18 protein-coding genes are annotated in these 16,527 nt (G+C 70.7%); 13 read left to right on the top strand and 5 right to left on the bottom strand.

Features of this window, described 5'->3' with window-relative positions:
* The first annotated feature begins 57 nt into the window (after positions 1-57).
* The 8 genes from OG718_RS09390 to OG718_RS09355 all read left to right on the top strand — a co-directional run bounded on the left by OG718_RS09390 (position 58) and on the right by OG718_RS09355 (position 5,665).
* Positions 58-684: a TetR/AcrR family transcriptional regulator gene (locus tag OG718_RS09390; protein ID WP_143641214.1), complete on the top strand. Its 627-nt coding sequence runs from the start codon at positions 58-60 to the stop codon at positions 682-684.
* Positions 685-815: 131 nt separating this feature from the next.
* Complete coding sequence (locus OG718_RS09385; RefSeq protein ID WP_143641215.1) at positions 816-1,166, top strand: nuclear transport factor 2 family protein; 351 nt, start codon at positions 816-818, stop codon at positions 1,164-1,166.
* On the top strand, positions 1,163-1,582 hold the full coding sequence (locus OG718_RS09380; protein ID WP_328843879.1) for a nuclear transport factor 2 family protein: 420 nt from the start codon (positions 1,163-1,165) through the stop codon (positions 1,580-1,582). The genes OG718_RS09385 and OG718_RS09380 overlap by 4 nt, the downstream gene beginning before the upstream one ends.
* 37 nt (positions 1,583-1,619) lie before the next feature.
* Positions 1,620-1,940, top strand: a complete 321-nt coding sequence (locus tag OG718_RS09375; RefSeq protein ID WP_055617720.1) for an EthD family reductase — start codon at positions 1,620-1,622, stop codon at positions 1,938-1,940.
* A gap of 73 nt (positions 1,941-2,013) precedes the next feature.
* Positions 2,014-3,606: a class I adenylate-forming enzyme family protein gene (locus tag OG718_RS09370; RefSeq protein ID WP_143641217.1), complete on the top strand. Its 1,593-nt coding sequence runs from the start codon at positions 2,014-2,016 to the stop codon at positions 3,604-3,606.
* The gene (locus tag OG718_RS09365) at positions 3,603-4,661 is read left to right on the top strand and encodes an MBL fold metallo-hydrolase (protein WP_328843878.1); all 1,059 of its coding nucleotides are present in this window, start codon (positions 3,603-3,605) and stop codon (positions 4,659-4,661) included. Before OG718_RS09370 ends, OG718_RS09365 begins: the two co-directional genes overlap by 4 nt.
* A 108-nt stretch (positions 4,662-4,769) precedes the next feature.
* The gene (locus tag OG718_RS09360; RefSeq protein ID WP_143641219.1) at positions 4,770-5,189 is read left to right on the top strand and encodes a hypothetical protein; all 420 of its coding nucleotides are present in this window, start codon (positions 4,770-4,772) and stop codon (positions 5,187-5,189) included.
* A gap of 26 nt (positions 5,190-5,215) precedes the next feature.
* Entirely contained in the window at positions 5,216-5,665 is a 450-nt protein-coding gene (locus OG718_RS09355; RefSeq protein ID WP_328843877.1) for a hypothetical protein, read from the top strand.
* Positions 5,666-5,762: 97 nt separating this feature from the next.
* Here the strand turns inward: OG718_RS09355 and OG718_RS09350 are convergent, their stop codons facing one another.
* Both OG718_RS09350 and OG718_RS09345 read right to left on the bottom strand, forming a co-directional pair.
* Complete coding sequence (locus tag OG718_RS09350; protein ID WP_143641221.1) at positions 5,763-6,512, bottom strand: SDR family NAD(P)-dependent oxidoreductase; 750 nt, start codon at positions 6,510-6,512, stop codon at positions 5,763-5,765.
* Positions 6,513-6,528: 16 nt separating this feature from the next.
* Positions 6,529-7,332, bottom strand: a complete 804-nt coding sequence (locus OG718_RS09345; RefSeq protein WP_328843876.1) for an SDR family NAD(P)-dependent oxidoreductase — start codon at positions 7,330-7,332, stop codon at positions 6,529-6,531.
* 272 nt (positions 7,333-7,604) lie between these two features.
* Between OG718_RS09345 and OG718_RS09340 the strand changes: the two genes are divergently transcribed.
* The 3 genes from OG718_RS09340 to OG718_RS09330 are packed head-to-tail and all read left to right on the top strand — an operon-like array spanning position 7,605 to position 11,244.
* Positions 7,605-8,951: a flavin-containing monooxygenase gene (locus OG718_RS09340; RefSeq protein ID WP_328843875.1), complete on the top strand. Its 1,347-nt coding sequence runs from the start codon at positions 7,605-7,607 to the stop codon at positions 8,949-8,951.
* Positions 8,948-9,826: an SDR family NAD(P)-dependent oxidoreductase gene (locus OG718_RS09335; RefSeq protein ID WP_328843874.1), complete on the top strand. Its 879-nt coding sequence runs from the start codon at positions 8,948-8,950 to the stop codon at positions 9,824-9,826. The genes OG718_RS09340 and OG718_RS09335 overlap by 4 nt, the downstream gene beginning before the upstream one ends.
* Positions 9,802-11,244, top strand: coding sequence for an aldehyde dehydrogenase family protein (locus OG718_RS09330; protein ID WP_143641225.1), 1,443 nt, complete (start codon positions 9,802-9,804; stop codon positions 11,242-11,244). The genes OG718_RS09335 and OG718_RS09330 overlap by 25 nt, the downstream gene beginning before the upstream one ends.
* A gap of 44 nt (positions 11,245-11,288) precedes the next feature.
* Here the strand turns inward: OG718_RS09330 and OG718_RS09325 are convergent, their stop codons facing one another.
* Both OG718_RS09325 and OG718_RS09320 read right to left on the bottom strand, forming a co-directional pair.
* Entirely contained in the window at positions 11,289-12,368 is a 1,080-nt protein-coding gene (locus OG718_RS09325; protein ID WP_328843873.1) for an AraC family transcriptional regulator, read from the bottom strand.
* 112 nt (positions 12,369-12,480) lie between these two features.
* Complete coding sequence (locus OG718_RS09320; protein ID WP_143641227.1) at positions 12,481-13,356, bottom strand: NAD(P)-dependent oxidoreductase; 876 nt, start codon at positions 13,354-13,356, stop codon at positions 12,481-12,483.
* A 134-nt stretch (positions 13,357-13,490) separates the two neighbouring features.
* Between OG718_RS09320 and OG718_RS09315 the strand changes: the two genes are divergently transcribed.
* Positions 13,491-13,868: a winged helix-turn-helix transcriptional regulator gene (locus tag OG718_RS09315; RefSeq protein WP_143641228.1), complete on the top strand. Its 378-nt coding sequence runs from the start codon at positions 13,491-13,493 to the stop codon at positions 13,866-13,868.
* Between the two features lie 22 nt (positions 13,869-13,890).
* On the opposite strand, the gene OG718_RS09310 is transcribed toward OG718_RS09315, so the two are convergent.
* The gene (locus OG718_RS09310) at positions 13,891-15,552 is read right to left on the bottom strand and encodes an acyl-CoA dehydrogenase family protein (RefSeq protein ID WP_143641229.1); all 1,662 of its coding nucleotides are present in this window, start codon (positions 15,550-15,552) and stop codon (positions 13,891-13,893) included.
* Between the two features lie 151 nt (positions 15,553-15,703).
* Between OG718_RS09310 and OG718_RS09305 the strand changes: the two genes are divergently transcribed.
* On the top strand, positions 15,704-16,498 hold the full coding sequence (locus OG718_RS09305; RefSeq protein ID WP_328843872.1) for a PaaX family transcriptional regulator C-terminal domain-containing protein: 795 nt from the start codon (positions 15,704-15,706) through the stop codon (positions 16,496-16,498).
* Positions 16,499-16,527 lie beyond the last annotated feature (29 nt).

Here is a 16,527-nt window from a genome sequence, read left to right as displayed (position 1 = left end):
ACTCTCGGACACCCGGGCGGTGATCGGTGCCGGTCGTGGAGAGAAGAGGGAGAGACGATGGTGAGCGCGCGGATCGTGGATCCGGACGAGGGGCCCAGGTCCAAGCGGGCCGCGATTCTCGTGGCGGCCGTGGAGCGGTTCGGGGAGGACGGCTACGAGAACACGAAGTGGTCCGAGGTCGCCGACCGGGTGGGCATCGGACAGACGGCCCTGTACCACTACTTCGAGTCCAAGGCCCACTGCCTGCTGACCATCATGCGCCTGGAGCTGCAGCGCTCCCACGACATGTTCGTCGAGGCCACGGCCGGGAAGTCGGAGCCGGTCGAGGAGCTGCGCGCGGGGGTCCGTACCGCGTTCGCGGTCACTGAGCAGGAGATCCGCCAGATGCGCATCCTGCAGGCCAACATGTCCCTGCTCGCCACCCCGCGGAAGTCCAAGCGCGAGGAGACCGAGCGCGTCGCCGCCCGCCAGCTGGTGCAGATGGTCGAGCGGGACTGGACGAACCTGCTGATGCGCGGCATGTCCAAGGGCGCCTTCCCGGTCCGGGACGCGCACACCCTCGGGCTCGCCGTTCTCGGAATGATCGTGAGCGTCTGGCGCTGGTACCGCCCGAGCGGGGCCATCCCGCTCCCGGAGATCAGCGACATGATCGAAGGATGCGTGGTGCGCATGGTCGCCGAATAGCGGTCCCGGCTGCCGGTCATGTCCCGCCCCTTGCCGGGGGCGGGGCACCCGCCTTACATTCAAACTGAAGTGAACTCAGGTTGTTTTAGGACGCAGGAACGCTGACAGGAACGCTGAGGAGAACGATCAGCATGGTGCTTCGCGCATACATGGCCGCCATGGACGGCCAGGATCCCGACAAGGCCCTGGAACTCCTGGAGCCGGACTTCCGCTTCCTCATCGCGCTTCCCGGCGGGCAGCGGACCGGGGAGTCCCGCGAGGACTTCGCCGCCTACATCGCAGGGCGCGCCGCGGTGGACCGTACCCACGAGATCGTCCGGTACGCGGTCGACGGCGACGTCGAGACGGTGTACGGCTTCGTGGTCGAGAAGGGCGTGACCGCCGGCGCCTTCCTCTCCGCCGCGCAGATCTCGCCCGCCGGGCTCATGGCGCGCTACCAGTCCTTCTTCACCACCGACTTCGACCTGGTGGACCGGCCATGACGACACAGTCCCGCGCTTCCCAGTCCGCTGCTTCCCAGCCCGACGCCTCGCGGTCCGGCGCCTCCTTCCTGACGACCTGGTTCGCGATCCTGGACAGCGAGGACGCCGACCGGATCCTCGACCTGATCAGCGACGACTTCTCGTTCGCCATCCTGTTCTCCACCGGCGGCGACGGCGCGACCGACTTCCACGGCGGCCGGGCCGAGATGGAGGGCTACCTCGCCCAGCGTGAAGTGGGCGTCCGCACCCACCATCTGCTCACGGCGAGCACCGTCGGCCAGGACGAGCTGTTCCTGGGCGAGGTCCGGCGCCACGGCGAGCTGGAGGCGACCTTCGTGGCCTCCGCGCGCCTGACCGGCGCGGGCCGGGTGCGGCGGCTGCTCATCGGGCGCTCGCCCTCTGTGCTGTTCACCTGAGGAGCCCCGAAAAGCCCGAGAAGTGTGAGGAGAGACGATGTACAACCTCGTGCTGCTGGCCGCCCGGCCGTCCGACTGGACCCATGAGCGGTTCATCGACTGGTGGCGCGGCGACCACGCCGAACTGACCCGCACCCTGCCCGGACTGAGGTCCTGGCGGCACACCGAGATCGACACGGCACTCGAACCGCGCTCCGAGGGCTGGGACGGCGTCTCCGTCCTGGGCTTCGACACCGCGGAGGACCTGCGCAAGGCCCTCGACAGCCCGGAATGGGCGGCGGCCGTCGCCCAGGTCGGGGACATGAAGGGCCGCCGGATCGCGGTCATGGGCGGCGAGAAGGACATGCTCGCGGGCTGAGCGGGCTGAGTGCGTCGGCGAGTCCGGCGGGGACGGATATCACCACCTTTCGCGCGACGAGGCGAGGAAGCGGATGCGACAGACAGTACGAGCTTTCCAGGAGCGGGCCGAGGAGGCCGACTTCACGGCCGTCGTCGACGACATCGGGCCGCACAGCGCGCGCGAACTCCTTGCGTGCGCGGCCGACCTGGCCGACACCATGACACCTGACGGAACACCCGGCGGCACGGTCCTCCTCCAGGCCGACAACACCTGGCGCACCGTCGCGGCGACCCTCGCCGTGGGGATGACCGGCGGTGTCCTGGCCCTGGTCAACCGGCATACGACCCGTGCGGAGTTCGCCGCCGCCCTGGAGGACATCCGCCCCGATGTCGTGATCGCGGAGCCGGCCGCGCTCCAGGAGTGGGACGGCCGGGAAGGTATGCCCGGTGCGAGACAGGCCGAGGTATTGGACGGCTGGACGGTCCTCGCGGGCCGCGGCCCGCGCGATGTCTCCCGCTGGTCCGGCGGCGCCCTCATCGGTCTCACGTCCGGCTCGACCGGACGGCCCAAGGGCGTCGTCCAGTCCGAGAGCGCACTGCGGTACGCGTGCTCCAGCACCGCCGACATCAACGGGCTGCGCGACGGTGACGCGGTGGCCGCCGTCGTCCCCCTCTCCTCCACGGCCGCGTACTGCTTCGGCGTCTGTATGGCGCTCATGCTCGGTGGGCCGCTCGTCCTGACCGGACGATGGGACCGGGAGGAGGTACTCGCACGGATGGCGGCCCACGACGTCCGGTGGACCATGTGCGTGCCGACCATGGCTCTCCAGATGGGCTCGGCGGCGGGCGGATCGCGCGTTCTCGAAGGGGTCCGCTCGATCACCGTCGGCGGCGGCCCCATGGACCGCGGAGCGCTCGCCCGCGCCGAACGCTCCCTCGGTACGAGGATCCTGCGGGTGTTCGGCATGTCCGAGTGCCTCGGACACACCTCGCCGCTGCCCGAGGACCCCGAGGAGCTCCGCCTGGACCGCGACGGCCGGCCCTTCCCCGGCACCGAGCTGCGTGCGATCGCCCCGGACGGAACGGTCCTGGGCCCCGGCCGGACGGGCCGGGCCGAGGTCCGCGGCCCCTCCCTCTTCCTCGGCTACGCCCGCGACGGCAAGGTCGAGCCGCCGGCCCTCACCCCGGACGGGTTCTTCCCCACCGGGGACCTGCTCATGACCGGCGACGACGGCACGGTCACCGTCATGGGCCGCGAGAAGGACGTCATCATCCGCGGCGGCCGCAACCTCGACATCACCGAGATCGAGCGCGCCGTCGCCGGACACCCGTCGGTGGCCCGCGTCTGCGTGGCACCCGTACCGGACCCGCTGCTCGGCGAACGCGCCGCCGTCCTCGTCGTGCCCGAGGACAGCGACGACGCCCTCGGCCTCGACGAGATCACCGCGCACCTCGCCCGGACCGGCCTGTCCAAGGCCAAGTGGCCCGAATTCGCTTTCACCGTGGGCGAGTTGCCGCAGACCACCGTCGGCAAGCTCGACCGGTCGGGAGCCCGCGAACTCGCAGGTGAGCTGCACGCCCGGCTCTCCGCGAATCCGCGACGGGAACCGGAGCAGCAACCGGAACCCGAAGCGGGACCGGCCCCGGAACAAGAACGACAACCCCCTCGTCAAGGAGATGCATGACCACCCCCACGACCCGCGTCACCCGCTTCGACCGCGGCAGGTGGGCGGAAGCAGGAGCCGAGACCGTACGTCCCGGCGTCCACCGCATCCCGCTCCCGCTGCCGGACGACGGACTGCGGGCCGTCAACGTCTACGCCCTCGAAGGGCTGACGGAAGGAGTGGTCCTGATCGACGGGGGATGGTCGATCCCCGAGTCCCGCAAGGCACTTGAGGACGCGCTGGGCGGGCTCGGCCATGACCTCGGTGCGATCAGCCACGTCCTGGTCACCCACATCCACCGCGACCACTACACCCAGGCCGTCGAACTGCGCAGGCTGCTCGGCTCCCGGGTCTACCTCGGCTCCGGTGAGCGGCGCGGCCTGGAACTGCTCGGGGAACTGCGTACAGATCAGCCGGTCGGCTCACTTCGGACGCTGCGCCGGGCCGGCGCCCACGAACTCGCCGAGCGTATCGCCGCGATGGACCATGGCGGCTTCGACCCGAGCGTGTGGGAGGCACCGGACCGCTGGCTGGAGAGCGAGGAACTCCGGTTCGGGGACGCCAGGTTGACGGTCGTGCCCACCCCCGGCCACACCCGCGGCCACGTCGTCTATCTCGACCGGGCCCGGGGTCTGCTGTTCTCCGGGGACCACGTGCTGCCGCACATCACCCCCTCCATCGGGTTCGAACTCGGCGGCGGCACACTGCCGTTGGGCGACTACCTCGCCTCGCTGCGGCTGATGACCACGCTCTCCGATACGCAACTGCTGCCCGCGCACGGCCCGGTCGGCGACAGCGTCCATGCCCGCGTCGGCGAACTGCTGGCCCACCACGACGACCGGCTCACCGAGACCCTCAATGTCCTTGGCGACCGTACGCTCAACGCCCATGTCGTGGCGGGGGAGTTGGGCTGGACCCGGCGCAAGGTGGCCTTCGCCGACCTCAGCCCGTTCAACCAGATGCTCGCCGTCAACGAGACCGCGGCACATCTGGACGTCCTGGTGGCCGACGGCCGTGCGCGCCGCACGCAGGAGGACGACGTCGACCGGTACGCCGTCGTCCCCGCCACTGCCTAGCGGGCCCCTCGCCGAACAGGCCGCACCAGCACCCTGAGACATCACAGGATGTGCCCGTCTCCGTTGGATGCCAAGGTCGATGACCATGACCATCGAACGGAGGAACCGATGCTGACGTCACGGCTACTCAGGTCCCGGACGGGCTCGGCGGCCGTCGCGGGGGCGGCCACCGTCCTGCTCGCCGGGGCCGGGCTGCTCGCGGCCACGCCCGCCCAGGCCGCGCCGCGTCCGTGCCCCGGTGCGGGCCCGGGCGACCCGGCCCGCTGCGCTCAGGTGACCGGTATCGACCCGGGCTCGGCCCTGGTGATGCGTACCGCACCGAACTACGGCTCGACGCCGGTGGCCCGTTGGGGCAACGGGCAGTGGCTGGAGGTCAACTGCTGGACCACCGGCGACCCTGACGCGGACGGCAACGGCTACCGCTACTGGATGAAGGTCTCCACCGGGAGCGCCAGCGGCTACGTCAACGACTGGTATCTCGACACCGGCGGCCCCGGCACATGGAAGCCGCTGATCCACCAGTGCTGACCGCGCCGACCACGGAAGGACCTCTCATGAAGCAGTCGAACCAGCCGCAGCAGTCGAACCTGCGTACGCGGCCCAAGTGGCGGCTGCGCGCGCTCGCCGCCACCGGCGCCGTGCTGACCGCCGCGGCCTCGGCCGTCGTCGGCGGGGCCGGCCCGGCGGGCGCCGCCATCCACCAGTGCAGCATCTCGGGCGACCGGACCAACTGCGCGTACGTCACCGGCATCGACGCGGGCTCCCACCTCGCCGTACGTACCGGCCCGAGCTACGGGGCCGCGAAGTCGCCCGTCTTCGGCCAGTACCACAACGGTGATCAACTCGGCCTCATCTGCTGGACCACCGGCGACCCTGACGCGGACGGCAACGGATACCGCTACTGGATGCGGGTCGACAACGGAATCGGCGACGGTTACGTCAACGACTGGTACCTGGACACGGGCGGCCCGGGCACCTGGAAGTCCCAGATCCCGCAGTGCTGAGCCGGACCGTGCGACCCACCGCGCCCGCTGCGGCGCGGTGGGTCGCACGGCCCGTACCCCGTATGACGAAAACCGCCCGGTCAGGTCCCGGTCCCACTCATCGCGCAGTCCAGCCCCCGTCGACGTACAGCTCCGAGCCGGTCATGAAGCTCGCGTCGTCGGAGGCGAGGAAAGCGACGGTCGCCGCGACCTCCTCGGGTGTGCCGAGGCGGCCGAGCGGGGTGCCGTCGAGCATCGCGGTCAACCGGGGCGTGTCACGCCACAGTTCCCTTGAGCGGGGCGTCTCGATGAAGCCCGGATGGAGGGAGTTGACCCGTACTCCGCGCTTCGCCCAGTGCAGCGCGGCGTTCTTCGACATCAGGCGTACGGCCCCTTTGGCCGCGTGATATGAGAACTGGGCGCCGAAGCCGCCGACCGTGCCGAAGATCGACGCCACGTTGACGATCGAGCCGCCGCCGGAGCGTTCGATGGCCGGGCCGCCGTGCTTCATGCCGAGCCAGACGCCGGTCTGGGTCACGCCGATGACCTGGTCCCAGGTCTCCTGGGTCTCCGTCTCGACGGTGCCCATCGCGGCGATGCCGGCGTTGTTGACCAGCACGGACAGACCGCCGAGCTCGGCGGTCGCGCGGGTGACGACCGCTTCCCAGGCCGACTCGTCGGTGACGTCCAGGGCCTGGCCCACGGCACCGCCCCCGACCTCCTCGGCGAGTTTCGCGCAGCGGTCCGCGTCGACATCGGTCACCACCACGGCAGCGCCCTCGGCCGCGAGCCGACGTACGACCGCGTCGCCGATTCCTCCGGTCGCGCCGGTCACCAGCGCCACCTTCCCGGCCAGTCTCGCTTCCATCGTGTCTCCCACGTGCTCAGTCCTTGACGCCGCGCCAGGCCAGCGCGCCGCCGTCGATCACATACGCGGAGCCCGTGATGAACGCCGCGTCGTCGGACGCCAGGAAGCAGGCGAGCCGGGCCACCTCCTGCGGCCGACCCAGCCGGTCCACCAACTGCGGTGCGGTCAGCTCCCGTTCCATCGCGTCACGGTCCTCGGCCGCCGCGAAGAAGTCCTGCGCGAGAGGTGTGTCGATGACGCCGGGGCAGAAGCAGTTGCAGCGCACGGGGGCGAGATCGACGGCGGTGACCTTGGTCAGATGGATGACGCCCGCCTTCGTCACCCCGTAGGCGGGGGCGTTGGGGAAGCCGGTGAGACCGGAGACGGAGGCGGTGTTCACGATGGCGGGGCCACGCCGCGAAGCGCGCAGGAAGGGCGCCGCGTACTTGGTGGTGAGCCACACGGCCTTGAGATTGACCTCGTAGACCGCGTCCCACACCTCCTCGGCGAGCGTGTCGACACTCCGGCCGGGATCGGCCGTGAACGTGGTCTCGATCACCCCGGCGTTGTTGACCAGCACGTCGAGCCCGTCGAACCGCTCCGCCGAACGCGTCACCATCGCCTCGATGTCGTCGCGCACCCGCAGATCGCAGACGATCGACTCCGCCTTCGCGCCCGCCGCGCGCACCAACTCGGCCGTCTCGGCGGCGGTTTCGCCGTTCCGGTCGGCGACGGCGACCGCCGAGGCCCCTTGGCGGGCGAGCTCCACGGCGATCGCCCGTCCGATGCCCTGGCCCGCCCCGGTGACGAGGGCGGTCCTGCCGTCCAGAGAACCCAGCATTCCGTTCACTCCCGTCCGTGAGCCGTTGGATCCAGGAAACTGAACCCACTTCAGTTCGATATCGAGTCTAGGTCCGGGACATGAGGGCGACAAGGCCCGGAACACGCCTTCGGCCGGGCCTCGCGCCGCCCGGCGGAGGGACCGGGCCCAGGGAGGCAGACGTATGGCCGCTGAGGTCCCCTCCGTGGCCGCGCAGACCAGTTCGCGCCGAGCGCCCGGTGCATAGGTTTCCGGCAACACCGGCGAAGTGCGAGGAGAAAGGAGGCGGGCTCGTGGAGAAGACCCAGTACGACACCTGTGTCATCGGGGCGGGACCTGCCGGGCTGGCGGTCGCGAGGGCCCTGGCCGAGAGGAACCTGCCGTACACGCACCTGGAGCGGCACACCGGGCCCGGCGGTATCTGGGACATCGACAACCCCGGCAGCCCGATGTACGAGTCGGCCCACTTCATCTCCAGCAGGACGCTCTCGGGATACGGCGGCTGGCCGATGCCCGACCACTTTGCGGACTATCCCCCGCACCGGCAGATCCTGTCGTACCTACGGTCGTTCGCCGACGCCTACGGGCTGAGGGAGCGGATCGAGTTCGGCGTCGGCGTCGAGGGCGTCGAGAAGAACGCGGACGGGACCTGGACCGTCACCCGGGCCGACGGACGACAGAGCGTGCACGGCCAGGTCGTGGTGTGCACGGGCTCGCAGTGGCACCCCAACCTCCCCGAACTGCCGGGGAACTTCACCGGCGAGGTGCGCCACACGGTCGGCTTCCGCAGCGCGGAGGAACTGCGCGGCAAGCGGGTGCTGGTCGTGGGCGCGGGGAACTCCGGCTGCGACATCGCCTGCGACGCGGCACGCAGCGCGGACCACGCGGTGATCAGCATGCGGCGCGGCTACTGGTTCATCCCCAAGCATCTGTTCGGGCGGCCGGTGGACACCATCGCGGCCGGCGGGCCGAAGCTGCCGATGTGGCTGGAGCAGCGGGTCTTCGGCGCCCTGCTGCGGATCGTCAACGGCGACCCGAGGCGCCTGGGCCTGCAGAAGCCGGACCACAGGCTGTTCGAGACGCACCCCGCGGTCAACTCGATGCTGATCCACCACCTCCAGCACGGGGACATCACCGCCAAACCGGCGATCGCCCGCGCCGACGGCAGCACCGTGTACTTCACCGACGGCACGAGTGACGACTTCGACCTCGTCCTGATGGCCACCGGCTATCTGCACAAGGTGCCGGTCGCGCAGAAGTACTTCGGCGACGAGCAGCACCCCGACCTGTACCTGTCGTCGTTCTCCCGCGAGCACCAGGGGCTGTTCGGCGTCGGCTTCATCGAGACCAACTCCGGCGCGTACCAACTGTTCGACACCCAGGCGCAGTTGATCGCCGGGTACATCCACGACACGCGGCACGGGCTGCCGAACGCGGAGCGCTTCGCGCACCTGATCCGCAGCGACCGCCCGGACCTCACCGGTGGCCTGAAGTTCGTCGCCTCGCCCCGCCACACCGGCTACGTCGACAGCGCGACCATCGTGAAGCACCTCGCCAGGGTCGCGGCCCGGATGGGCTGGCGCACCGAGGGACAGCCTCCGCCGGTGAGGTCGCCGCGGCAGACGGAGGCGGTGTCGTGAGCCGCTTCGACTTCACCGACAAGGTCATCCTGGTGACCGGCGGCGCGGGCGGTATCGGCAGCGCGATGTGCCGCCGCTTCGCCTCCGGCGGCGCCCGCTGCGTGGTCGTCGACATCGACGCGGCCCGCGCCGCGAAGACCGCCGACGAACTGCCCGGCACCGGGCACTCGGGCATCGGCTGCGACGTCCTGGACCGCGCCCAGGTGGAGCGTCTCTTCGACCTGGTCGCCGACACGTACGGGCGGCTCGACGTCCTCGTCAACAACGTGGGCATGACCAGCGCCGAACGCTTCGACGTCCGCAGCGTCGAGAGCATCGAACGGGAGATCACGCTCAACCTGACCTCCCCGCTGATCGCGACCAGGATCGCTATCCCCCTGCTCCAGGCCTCCCGGGACGCCCGCGTGGTCACCACCGTCTCCCTCGGCGGGATCTTCCCGCTGGGCGAGACCCCCATCTACACGGCCTCGAAGTTCGGACTGCGGGGCGCGATGCTCGCCATCGGGCTCGACCTGAGGAGCAAGGGCATCCTCGCCGGATCCGTGCTCCCCTCGGCCACCGACACCCGGATGCTGCGCCAGGAGGCCGTGGACGGCGGAAACTCCATGCAGTTCCAGGACCCGCCGCAGCAGCCCGCCGACGTCGTGGCGGCCGTGGTCAGCCTGTTGGACAGGCCCCGCCTGGAGGCGTACCCCCGTTCCGGTGAGTCGTGGCTCGTCCGCTTCGCGATGCTCGCGCCGAACCTGCTGCCCAAGATCCTCCCGCTCTTCCGCAGGAGAGGCGATCGCGGGATGGCCCGCTATCTGGAGGACCTGCGCCACAGAGGGCTGGCGTGCCGGGTCGACGACCGATGGGAACTGGTGGAGGAGGCATGACCACAGTGGAGAGTCAGTCCGAACTACGCGTTCTCAACCCCACGACGGGGCAACTGAACACCACGCTCCCCGCCGCGACGGCCGAGGACGTCGCCAAGGCCGCCGAGCAGGCGCAGCAGGTCTTCGACTCGGGAGTGTGGGCGCGGTTGCCGGTCCGTGAGCGGAGCGCGGTGCTGCTGCGACTGGCCGGTCTGATGGAACGCGACGCCGAGCTGCTGGCCCGGCTGGACAGCGAGGACGCGGGCAAGCCGATCTCCGAGTGCCGCGCGGGCGACGTACCCGGCGCGATCGAGTCGATCCGCTGGTTCGCCGAGGCCGCCGACAAGGTGTTCGGCCGCGTGGCCCCCACCGGGTCCGACAGCCTGGGCCTGATGAGCCGGGAGCCCATCGGGGTGGTCGCGGCGATCCTGCCGTGGAACTACCCGCTGGCCATGACCGCGTGGAAGGTCGGGCCCGCGCTGGCCGCGGGAAACTGCTTGCTGGTCAAGCCCGCCGAGGCGACACCGCGTTCGGCGCTGCACCTGGCCGGGCTCGCCGCCGAGGCAGGCCTCCCGGACGGCGTCCTCACGGTCCTGCCCGGATACGGCCCGGTCGCCGGGACCGCCCTCGCCCGCAGCCCCCTCGTGGGAGCGCTGTCGTTCACCGGGTCCACCGACACCGGGCGGCGGATCCTCAAGGACGCGGCCGAGACCAACTTCAAGCGTGTCTCGCTGGAGATGGGCGGCAAGAGTCCCCAGGTGCTGATGGCCGACGCCCTCGTCTACGGGGACGATCTCATCGACGGCATGATCGAGGCCGCGTTCCTGACGATGGGCCAGAACTGCACGGCGGGTTCCCGCATCCTGGTCCATCGGAGCATCGCCGACGACGTCCTGGCCCGGTTCACGGTCGCCGCGAGGGAACTGGTCATCGGCGACCCGGCCGACCCCCGGACGCACATCGGCCCCCTCATCGACAGCGCCGCCTTCGACCGGGTCGCGGGAGCCGTGGAGGCCGCCCGCGCCGACGGAGCCCACATCCACACCGCGGGCCTGCCGGACGGTCTGCCGCCGCGCGGCGCCTACTACCCGCCGACCGTCGTCACCCACGCCCCCGAGGGAAGCGACGTCCTCACCAAGGAGTTGTTCGGGCCCGTCGTGACGCTGCAGACCTTCACCTCGGAGAGCGAGGCGATCGCCCTGGCCAACGCCACCGCGTACGGGCTCGCGGCCTCCGTGTGGACCCGCGACCTCGACGCCGCCCTCCGCCTGGCACGCGGCATCCAGGCCGGGGTCGTCTCGGTCAACTCCTACAGCGAAGGGGACATCACGGCCCCCTTCGGCGGCTGGAAGGAGTCCGGCTTCGGCGGCGCGGAGAAGTCCACGAACGCCTTCGAGCAGTGGACCAGGGAGAAGACCATCTGGATCCGGAGCCGCTGACCGACCGCCGAGCGAGGGGGTGTGCGTGGCGCCCCCTTCCGGCGTCAGCCCCGAGCCGGCCCCTCGGCGCCCAGCACTTCCTCCCGGAGCCGCCGCGAAGAGGTGCCGTGCCAGCGGCGTACCGCTCGGCGCAGGGTCCGCTCGTCGGAGAAACCTGCCTGATGGGCGATGTCACGCAGGGTCAGTTCCGGGCGCCGTAGCAACTGTTCGACCCGCTCTCTGCGCACTCCGTCGACGAGAGCCTCGTACGTCGTGCCGCAGTCGGCCAGCCGGCGCCGGAGCGTGCGCTCGCTGGCCGTGTGCCGACGTGCCTGCTCGGCGAACGAGGGCACCACCGGGAGGCTCTGCGCGATGGAGATCTCCATGACCTCCAGCAGCTCCTGGTGGTGCCGACGCGAGGCCATCTGCTCGTCGAGCGTCTCCAACGCCGACGCGAACGTCACCGGATCCCGGCCCGGCATCGGCGCCCGGGCCCAGACGGGGTCGATGACGACACGGCTGACCGGGGCCCCGAAGCGGACCGGACAACCGAAGAAGGGACCGTACGGGTCGCTGTGGGCCGGTGCGGGGAAGGCGAACTCCACCACACGCGGACCGAATTCCGGACCGACGGTCAACCGGGCCAGCGTGACCACGGAGGTCAGCGCCTCCTCGATCAGGAACACGGCCACACCCGGATCCATGGCGGGATCGGGCAGATCCGCACGGATGGCGATACCGTCGTCCTCCTCGCCGGCCGACCACACCACCATCGCCCCGGACAGGTTCTGATAGGTCACTCCGGTTTCGGCGGCCTGCCGCAGGTTCTCCGCGGCCATGAGCGCGAAGCCGAGCAGCCCCCAGGCGGTCAGGTGCTGCGCCGCGCCCACCTTCATGCCCAGGTGCTCGTCACCGGTGAGCTCCAGAGCCCGTCGGATCACCGCGCTGCCCTGACGGTAGGAGACCCTGAGGGCCGCCGAACTCATCAGGGTCTCGTTGAGACCGACCTGCTCCAGATGCGGCCGCAGATCGACACCGCGCTCGAAGGCGACCGACGTGAGGTAGCGCAGGATGTTCGGCTGGATCGTGGCCGATGTACTGCGGCTGGTTCCCGCGGGGGCCGCAGGGATGTCGGCAACGGGCATCGCGCTCACCTCCTGCCTGGGGCCCGGACCCCAACTGTAGGCAGCCGGACCCCAACGGCGACAATGACTGGCCGCCGAAGTCCCCTGTCGGGCTCCTGGCGCCCCGCCCTCCTCAGCCCGGTTGCCGGATGCTCTCGATGATGCGCGCGAAGCTCTCCTCTCCGTGGCCTGCGTCGATCTGGCGTCGGATGAGCCGCTGGACCATGCCGACGACCTCGGTGCTGATGCCCTGGTCGGAACTGGCGGCCAGGAGATGGTCGAGGCTGGAGAACTCGAGGCTCTGCTGTCCGGCGACGGTGTAGTCCCCGCCGTCGACGACAGCGGCGAATCCTTCGAAGGCACCGGTCATGGCGGCCAGCCACGGCGTGGCCAGGGCGGCGAACTCGCGCGCTGTCACACCGGCCGGCGCGACCATGGCGGCGCCGTGCGCGAATCCGGCGAACATGACGTACATGCCCGCGAGCAGGGCGAGGTCGTACAGGGACGCCAGCCCGGCGTCCTCACCGAAGTAGGTACTGGCACCCCACAGTTCGAGCAGCGGCCTGTACTCGTCGAAGACCTCGGCCGATCCGCTGTAGAGGATCGATGACCCGGGCCGGCCGATCATGTCCGGCACGGCCATGACGCCGCCGTCCAGATACGCGACCCCTGCTTCGGCGGCCCAGTCCGCCAACTCCCGTGACTGCGCCGGGGACGTCGTGGTCACGTTGACCAGGGTTCGCCCGGCCAGCTCGTCGGAGAGCGGATCGAGCACCTCATGGACCGACGCGTGGTCCAACAGACACACGACCACCAGTCGGCCCGCCCGGACCGCGTCCCGGGCCGTGGCGGCCACCTCCGCGCCCTGTGCGACGAGTTGGTCCGCCTTCCCCGGAGAGCGGTTCCAGCATGTGGTCGTGTATCCGGCCTTCACCAGTGCACCCGCGAGAGCGGTCCCCATCGCGCCCAGTCCGAGAACACTCACCTGGACGCTGTTGTCGGTCGTCATTTCCGGCGTTTCCCCTCGTGTTTGTGGTTCGGTTCGATCCTCTCCGGGGCCGGTAGGGTTGACCAGTACGGACTAATTAGTCGGGTACTCACCTGTTGGTAAGTACCCCTTGGATCTTGGGTCTTGGGGGACGGATGGCGACGTCGGCACGACGAGGTCCCTATTTCTGCGGCATCGACGCGGCCATGGACGTGGTGGCCGGCAAGTGGAAGTCGCTGATCCTTTGGGAGCTGGACCACTACGGGGTCCGCCGGTTCGCCGAGCTGCGCCGCGGACTGCCGGGCGTCAGCGAGAAGATGCTGATTCAGCATCTGCGGGAGATGGAAGAAGACGGGCTCGTCCATCGTGAGGTGTACCGAGAGGTGCCGCCGAAGGTCGAGTACTCCCTGACGGAGCACGGCGTTTCACTCAACGCCGCGCTGGCCTCCCTCGGAGCGTGGGGCACCGAACGCATTCGGCGGATCGGCGCCGAGAAGGTTCCCGTCGACGCCGCGGGGACCCCTCGGACGTAGGCGTCCGTTCTGCCGGGCAGGGTCAACCGGCCTCCGGCAGGGCGCGGTTGAGGATCGCGTCCAGGTCGGCGGAGGCGGGGAGCGTGCCGAAAGCGTGCCCCCAGTCGCCGCCGAGCCGGGTGGCGCAGAAGGCGTCGGCGACGGCGGCCGGGGCGTGGCGGACCAGGAGCGAGCCCTGCAGTGCCAGCGCCATCAGCTCCACCAGACGACGGGCGCCGGTCTCGACGCCTGCCAGGTCCGACAGTTGGTCCCTGAGCCGGAGCACGGCCGCGTCGAGCCGGGCGTCGGCCCCGTGCGCCAGGGCGAGTTCGGCGAACAGGGCCTCGGCGGTGTCGGGTGCCCGGCCGAGGGCACGCAGCACGTCGAGGGCGTTGACGTTGCCCGACCCCTCCCAGATGGAGAGCAGGGGTGCCTCGCGGTAGTGGCGTGGCATGCCCGACTCCTCCACGTACCCGTTGCCGCCCAGGCACTCCAGGGCTTCGGCGGTGAACGCCGGGCCGCGCTTGGTCACCCAGTACTTGCCGACGGCGGTGGCGATCCTGCGGAACGCCGTCTCCTGCGCGTCACCGCGGATCGCACGGTCGGCGGCACCCGCGAGCCGCAGGGTGAGCGTCGTGGCGGCCTCGGACTCCAGTGCCAGATCGGCCAGTACGTTGCGCATGAGGGGCTGGTCGATCAGCAGTGCCCCGAAGGCGCCGCGGTGCTTCGTGTGGTGGCCCGCCTCCACGAGGGTCTTGCGCATGAGCGTCGCGCTCATCATCACGCAGTCCAGACGCGTGCAGTTGACCATCTCGATGATCGTCTTCACGCCCTGGCCCTCGGGGCCGACCAGCCAGGCGACGGTGTTCTCGAACTCCGGCTCCGAGGAGGCGTTGGAACGGTTGCCGAGCTTGTCCTTCAGCCGCTGGATACGGAACGTGTTCCGGGTGCCGTCCGGCAGGATCCGCGGCACGAGGAAGCAGGACAGGCCGCCGGGCGCCTGGGCGAGGACCAGGAACACGTCGCACATCGGCGCCGACGTGAACCACTTGTGGCCGCGCAGCGTGAACACGCCCGGCTCGGCCGTCGGCGCGGCCACCGTCGTGTTGGTACGGACGTCCGAGCCGCCCTGCTTCTCCGTCATCCCCATGCCCGCCAGCAGCCCGCGTTTCTCGGCCGGGACGCGCAGACCCGGGTCGTAGACCCGGCTGACCAGCAGGGGTTCGTAGACCGCGGCCAGCTCGGGCTGCCGCCGCAGAGCGGGTACGGCCGCGTACGTCATCGAGGTGGGGCAGCCGTGTCCGGCATCGGTGTGACCCCACACCAGGCCGCCGGCGGTACGGGCGACGTGGGCGCCGGACCTGTCGTCCGCCCAGGGTGAGGCGGCCAGGCCCTCGGCCACCGCCACGCCCATCAGCCGGTGCCAGCTCGGGTGGAAGTCGACCTCGTCGATCCGGTTGCCGTAGCGGTCGTGCGTACGCAGCTCCGGCTCGTGGCGGTTGGCCTGCTCGCCCCACAGCTGGGCCTCTTCGCCGCCGGCCACACGACCCAGACGCCGAACGTCCTCCTCGGCCCAGTCGGCGCCCTCCCGGCGCAGCCCCTCCAGCAGGGCCGTGTCGTCGGAGGCGTCGTACGGAGTGAGGGGTGGGGCCTGGTTGGTGACGTCGTGCGTGGCGGACTGCTCTGGCGCGAGTATCGGGACCATGCGGCCAGTGTTGCACTATTTCTGCGGCTGCAGCAATGACGTAACACGACGCTTCTGGAGTGCGCTCTCCGCCCACGCCGGCAGCACCGGACGCGAACCTGGCACGGCCGCGCCCGCGTCCCGCCGCGCCTGACCGGGCACAATGCGATCCATGCGATCCATGCGGTCCACGGGGATGAACGACACTCAGTCGGCGGCCGACGTCGAACTGCGCCCACTGTCCGCGCGGTCGGTCGTCCTGAGCCTTCTGCTCGGCGTGCATCCGCCGGAGCTTCCGGTGCGGGACCTGGTTCGCAGCGTCGAACCCTTCGGCATCGCCGGCTCCACGCTGCGGGCCGCGCTCAGCCGGATGGTGACGGCGGGCGACCTGGACCGAGCCGACGGGGTCTACCGGCTCAGCGAACGGCTCCTGGAGCGACAGCGCCGCCAGGACGACGCGGTCCACCCGAGAACCAGGGCCTGGGACGGTTCGTGGGAAACCGTCGTCGTCACCGCGACCGGCCGCGGCCCCGCCGAACGGGCCGAACTGCGCGCCGAGTTGTCCCGCCTGCGACTGGCGGAACTGCGGGAGGGCGTCTGGCTCCGGCCGGACAACCTGCGACGCCCCTGGCCGACCCACCTCACGGAGTTCACCCAGCGCTTCACCGCACGCCCCGAACAGCCCGACCGAGCCCTGGCCGCGACCCTGTGGCCGCTCGACGACTGGGCCCGCACCGCGGGCGCGCTACTGGCCCGCGTGGCCCGGCCGACCCACCCGGCCGACCGCTTCGCCACCTTCGCGGCCATAGTCCGCCACCTGGTCACCGACCCCGTCCTCCCCGGCGAACTCCTCCCCACGCCCTGGCCGGCACCGCCCCTGCGCGCCGCCTACACCGACTACCAACGAGAGGTGACGCAGGCGCTGCACCGGGAACCGGCATCCACGGAGCATCTCGACGAGAGCTGAGATGCACGGTCGGGACGAGGGCCGCTGAC

The sequence above is a fragment of the Streptomyces sp. NBC_00258 genome (assembly GCF_036182465.1).
GTDB lineage: Bacteria > Actinomycetota > Actinomycetes > Streptomycetales > Streptomycetaceae > Streptomyces.
This window is presented reverse-complemented; position numbering and strand designations above follow the sequence as displayed.

What these genes read in the sequence shown, in the direction of transcription:
- OG718_RS09390 (WP_143641214.1), top strand. Translation starts at nt 58, where the DNA reads ATGGTGAGCGCGCGGATCGTGGATCCGGACGAGGGGCCCAGGTCCAAG.
- OG718_RS09310 (WP_143641229.1), bottom strand. Translation starts at nt 15,552, where the DNA reads ATGGTCCCGATACTCGCGCCAGAGCAGTCCGCCACGCACGACGTCACC.
- OG718_RS09350 (WP_143641221.1), bottom strand. Translation starts at nt 6,512, where the DNA reads ATGGAAGCGAGACTGGCCGGGAAGGTGGCGCTGGTGACCGGCGCGACC.
- OG718_RS09365 (WP_328843878.1), top strand. Translation starts at nt 3,603, where the DNA reads ATGACCACCCCCACGACCCGCGTCACCCGCTTCGACCGCGGCAGGTGG.
- OG718_RS09380 (WP_328843879.1), top strand. Translation starts at nt 1,163, where the DNA reads ATGACGACACAGTCCCGCGCTTCCCAGTCCGCTGCTTCCCAGCCCGAC.
- OG718_RS09385 (WP_143641215.1), top strand. Translation starts at nt 816, where the DNA reads ATGGTGCTTCGCGCATACATGGCCGCCATGGACGGCCAGGATCCCGAC.
- OG718_RS09345 (WP_328843876.1), bottom strand. Translation starts at nt 7,332, where the DNA reads ATGCTGGGTTCTCTGGACGGCAGGACCGCCCTCGTCACCGGGGCGGGC.
- OG718_RS09330 (WP_143641225.1), top strand. Translation starts at nt 9,802, where the DNA reads ATGGGAACTGGTGGAGGAGGCATGACCACAGTGGAGAGTCAGTCCGAA.
- OG718_RS09320 (WP_143641227.1), bottom strand. Translation starts at nt 13,356, where the DNA reads ATGACGACCGACAACAGCGTCCAGGTGAGTGTTCTCGGACTGGGCGCG.
- OG718_RS09325 (WP_328843873.1), bottom strand. Translation starts at nt 12,368, where the DNA reads ATGCCCGTTGCCGACATCCCTGCGGCCCCCGCGGGAACCAGCCGCAGT.
- OG718_RS09315 (WP_143641228.1), top strand. Translation starts at nt 13,491, where the DNA reads ATGGCGACGTCGGCACGACGAGGTCCCTATTTCTGCGGCATCGACGCG.
- OG718_RS09375 (WP_055617720.1), top strand. Translation starts at nt 1,620, where the DNA reads ATGTACAACCTCGTGCTGCTGGCCGCCCGGCCGTCCGACTGGACCCAT.
- OG718_RS09370 (WP_143641217.1), top strand. Translation starts at nt 2,014, where the DNA reads ATGCGACAGACAGTACGAGCTTTCCAGGAGCGGGCCGAGGAGGCCGAC.
- OG718_RS09355 (WP_328843877.1), top strand. Translation starts at nt 5,216, where the DNA reads ATGAAGCAGTCGAACCAGCCGCAGCAGTCGAACCTGCGTACGCGGCCC.
- OG718_RS09360 (WP_143641219.1), top strand. Translation starts at nt 4,770, where the DNA reads ATGCTGACGTCACGGCTACTCAGGTCCCGGACGGGCTCGGCGGCCGTC.
- OG718_RS09305 (WP_328843872.1), top strand. Translation starts at nt 15,704, where the DNA reads ATGCGATCCATGCGGTCCACGGGGATGAACGACACTCAGTCGGCGGCC.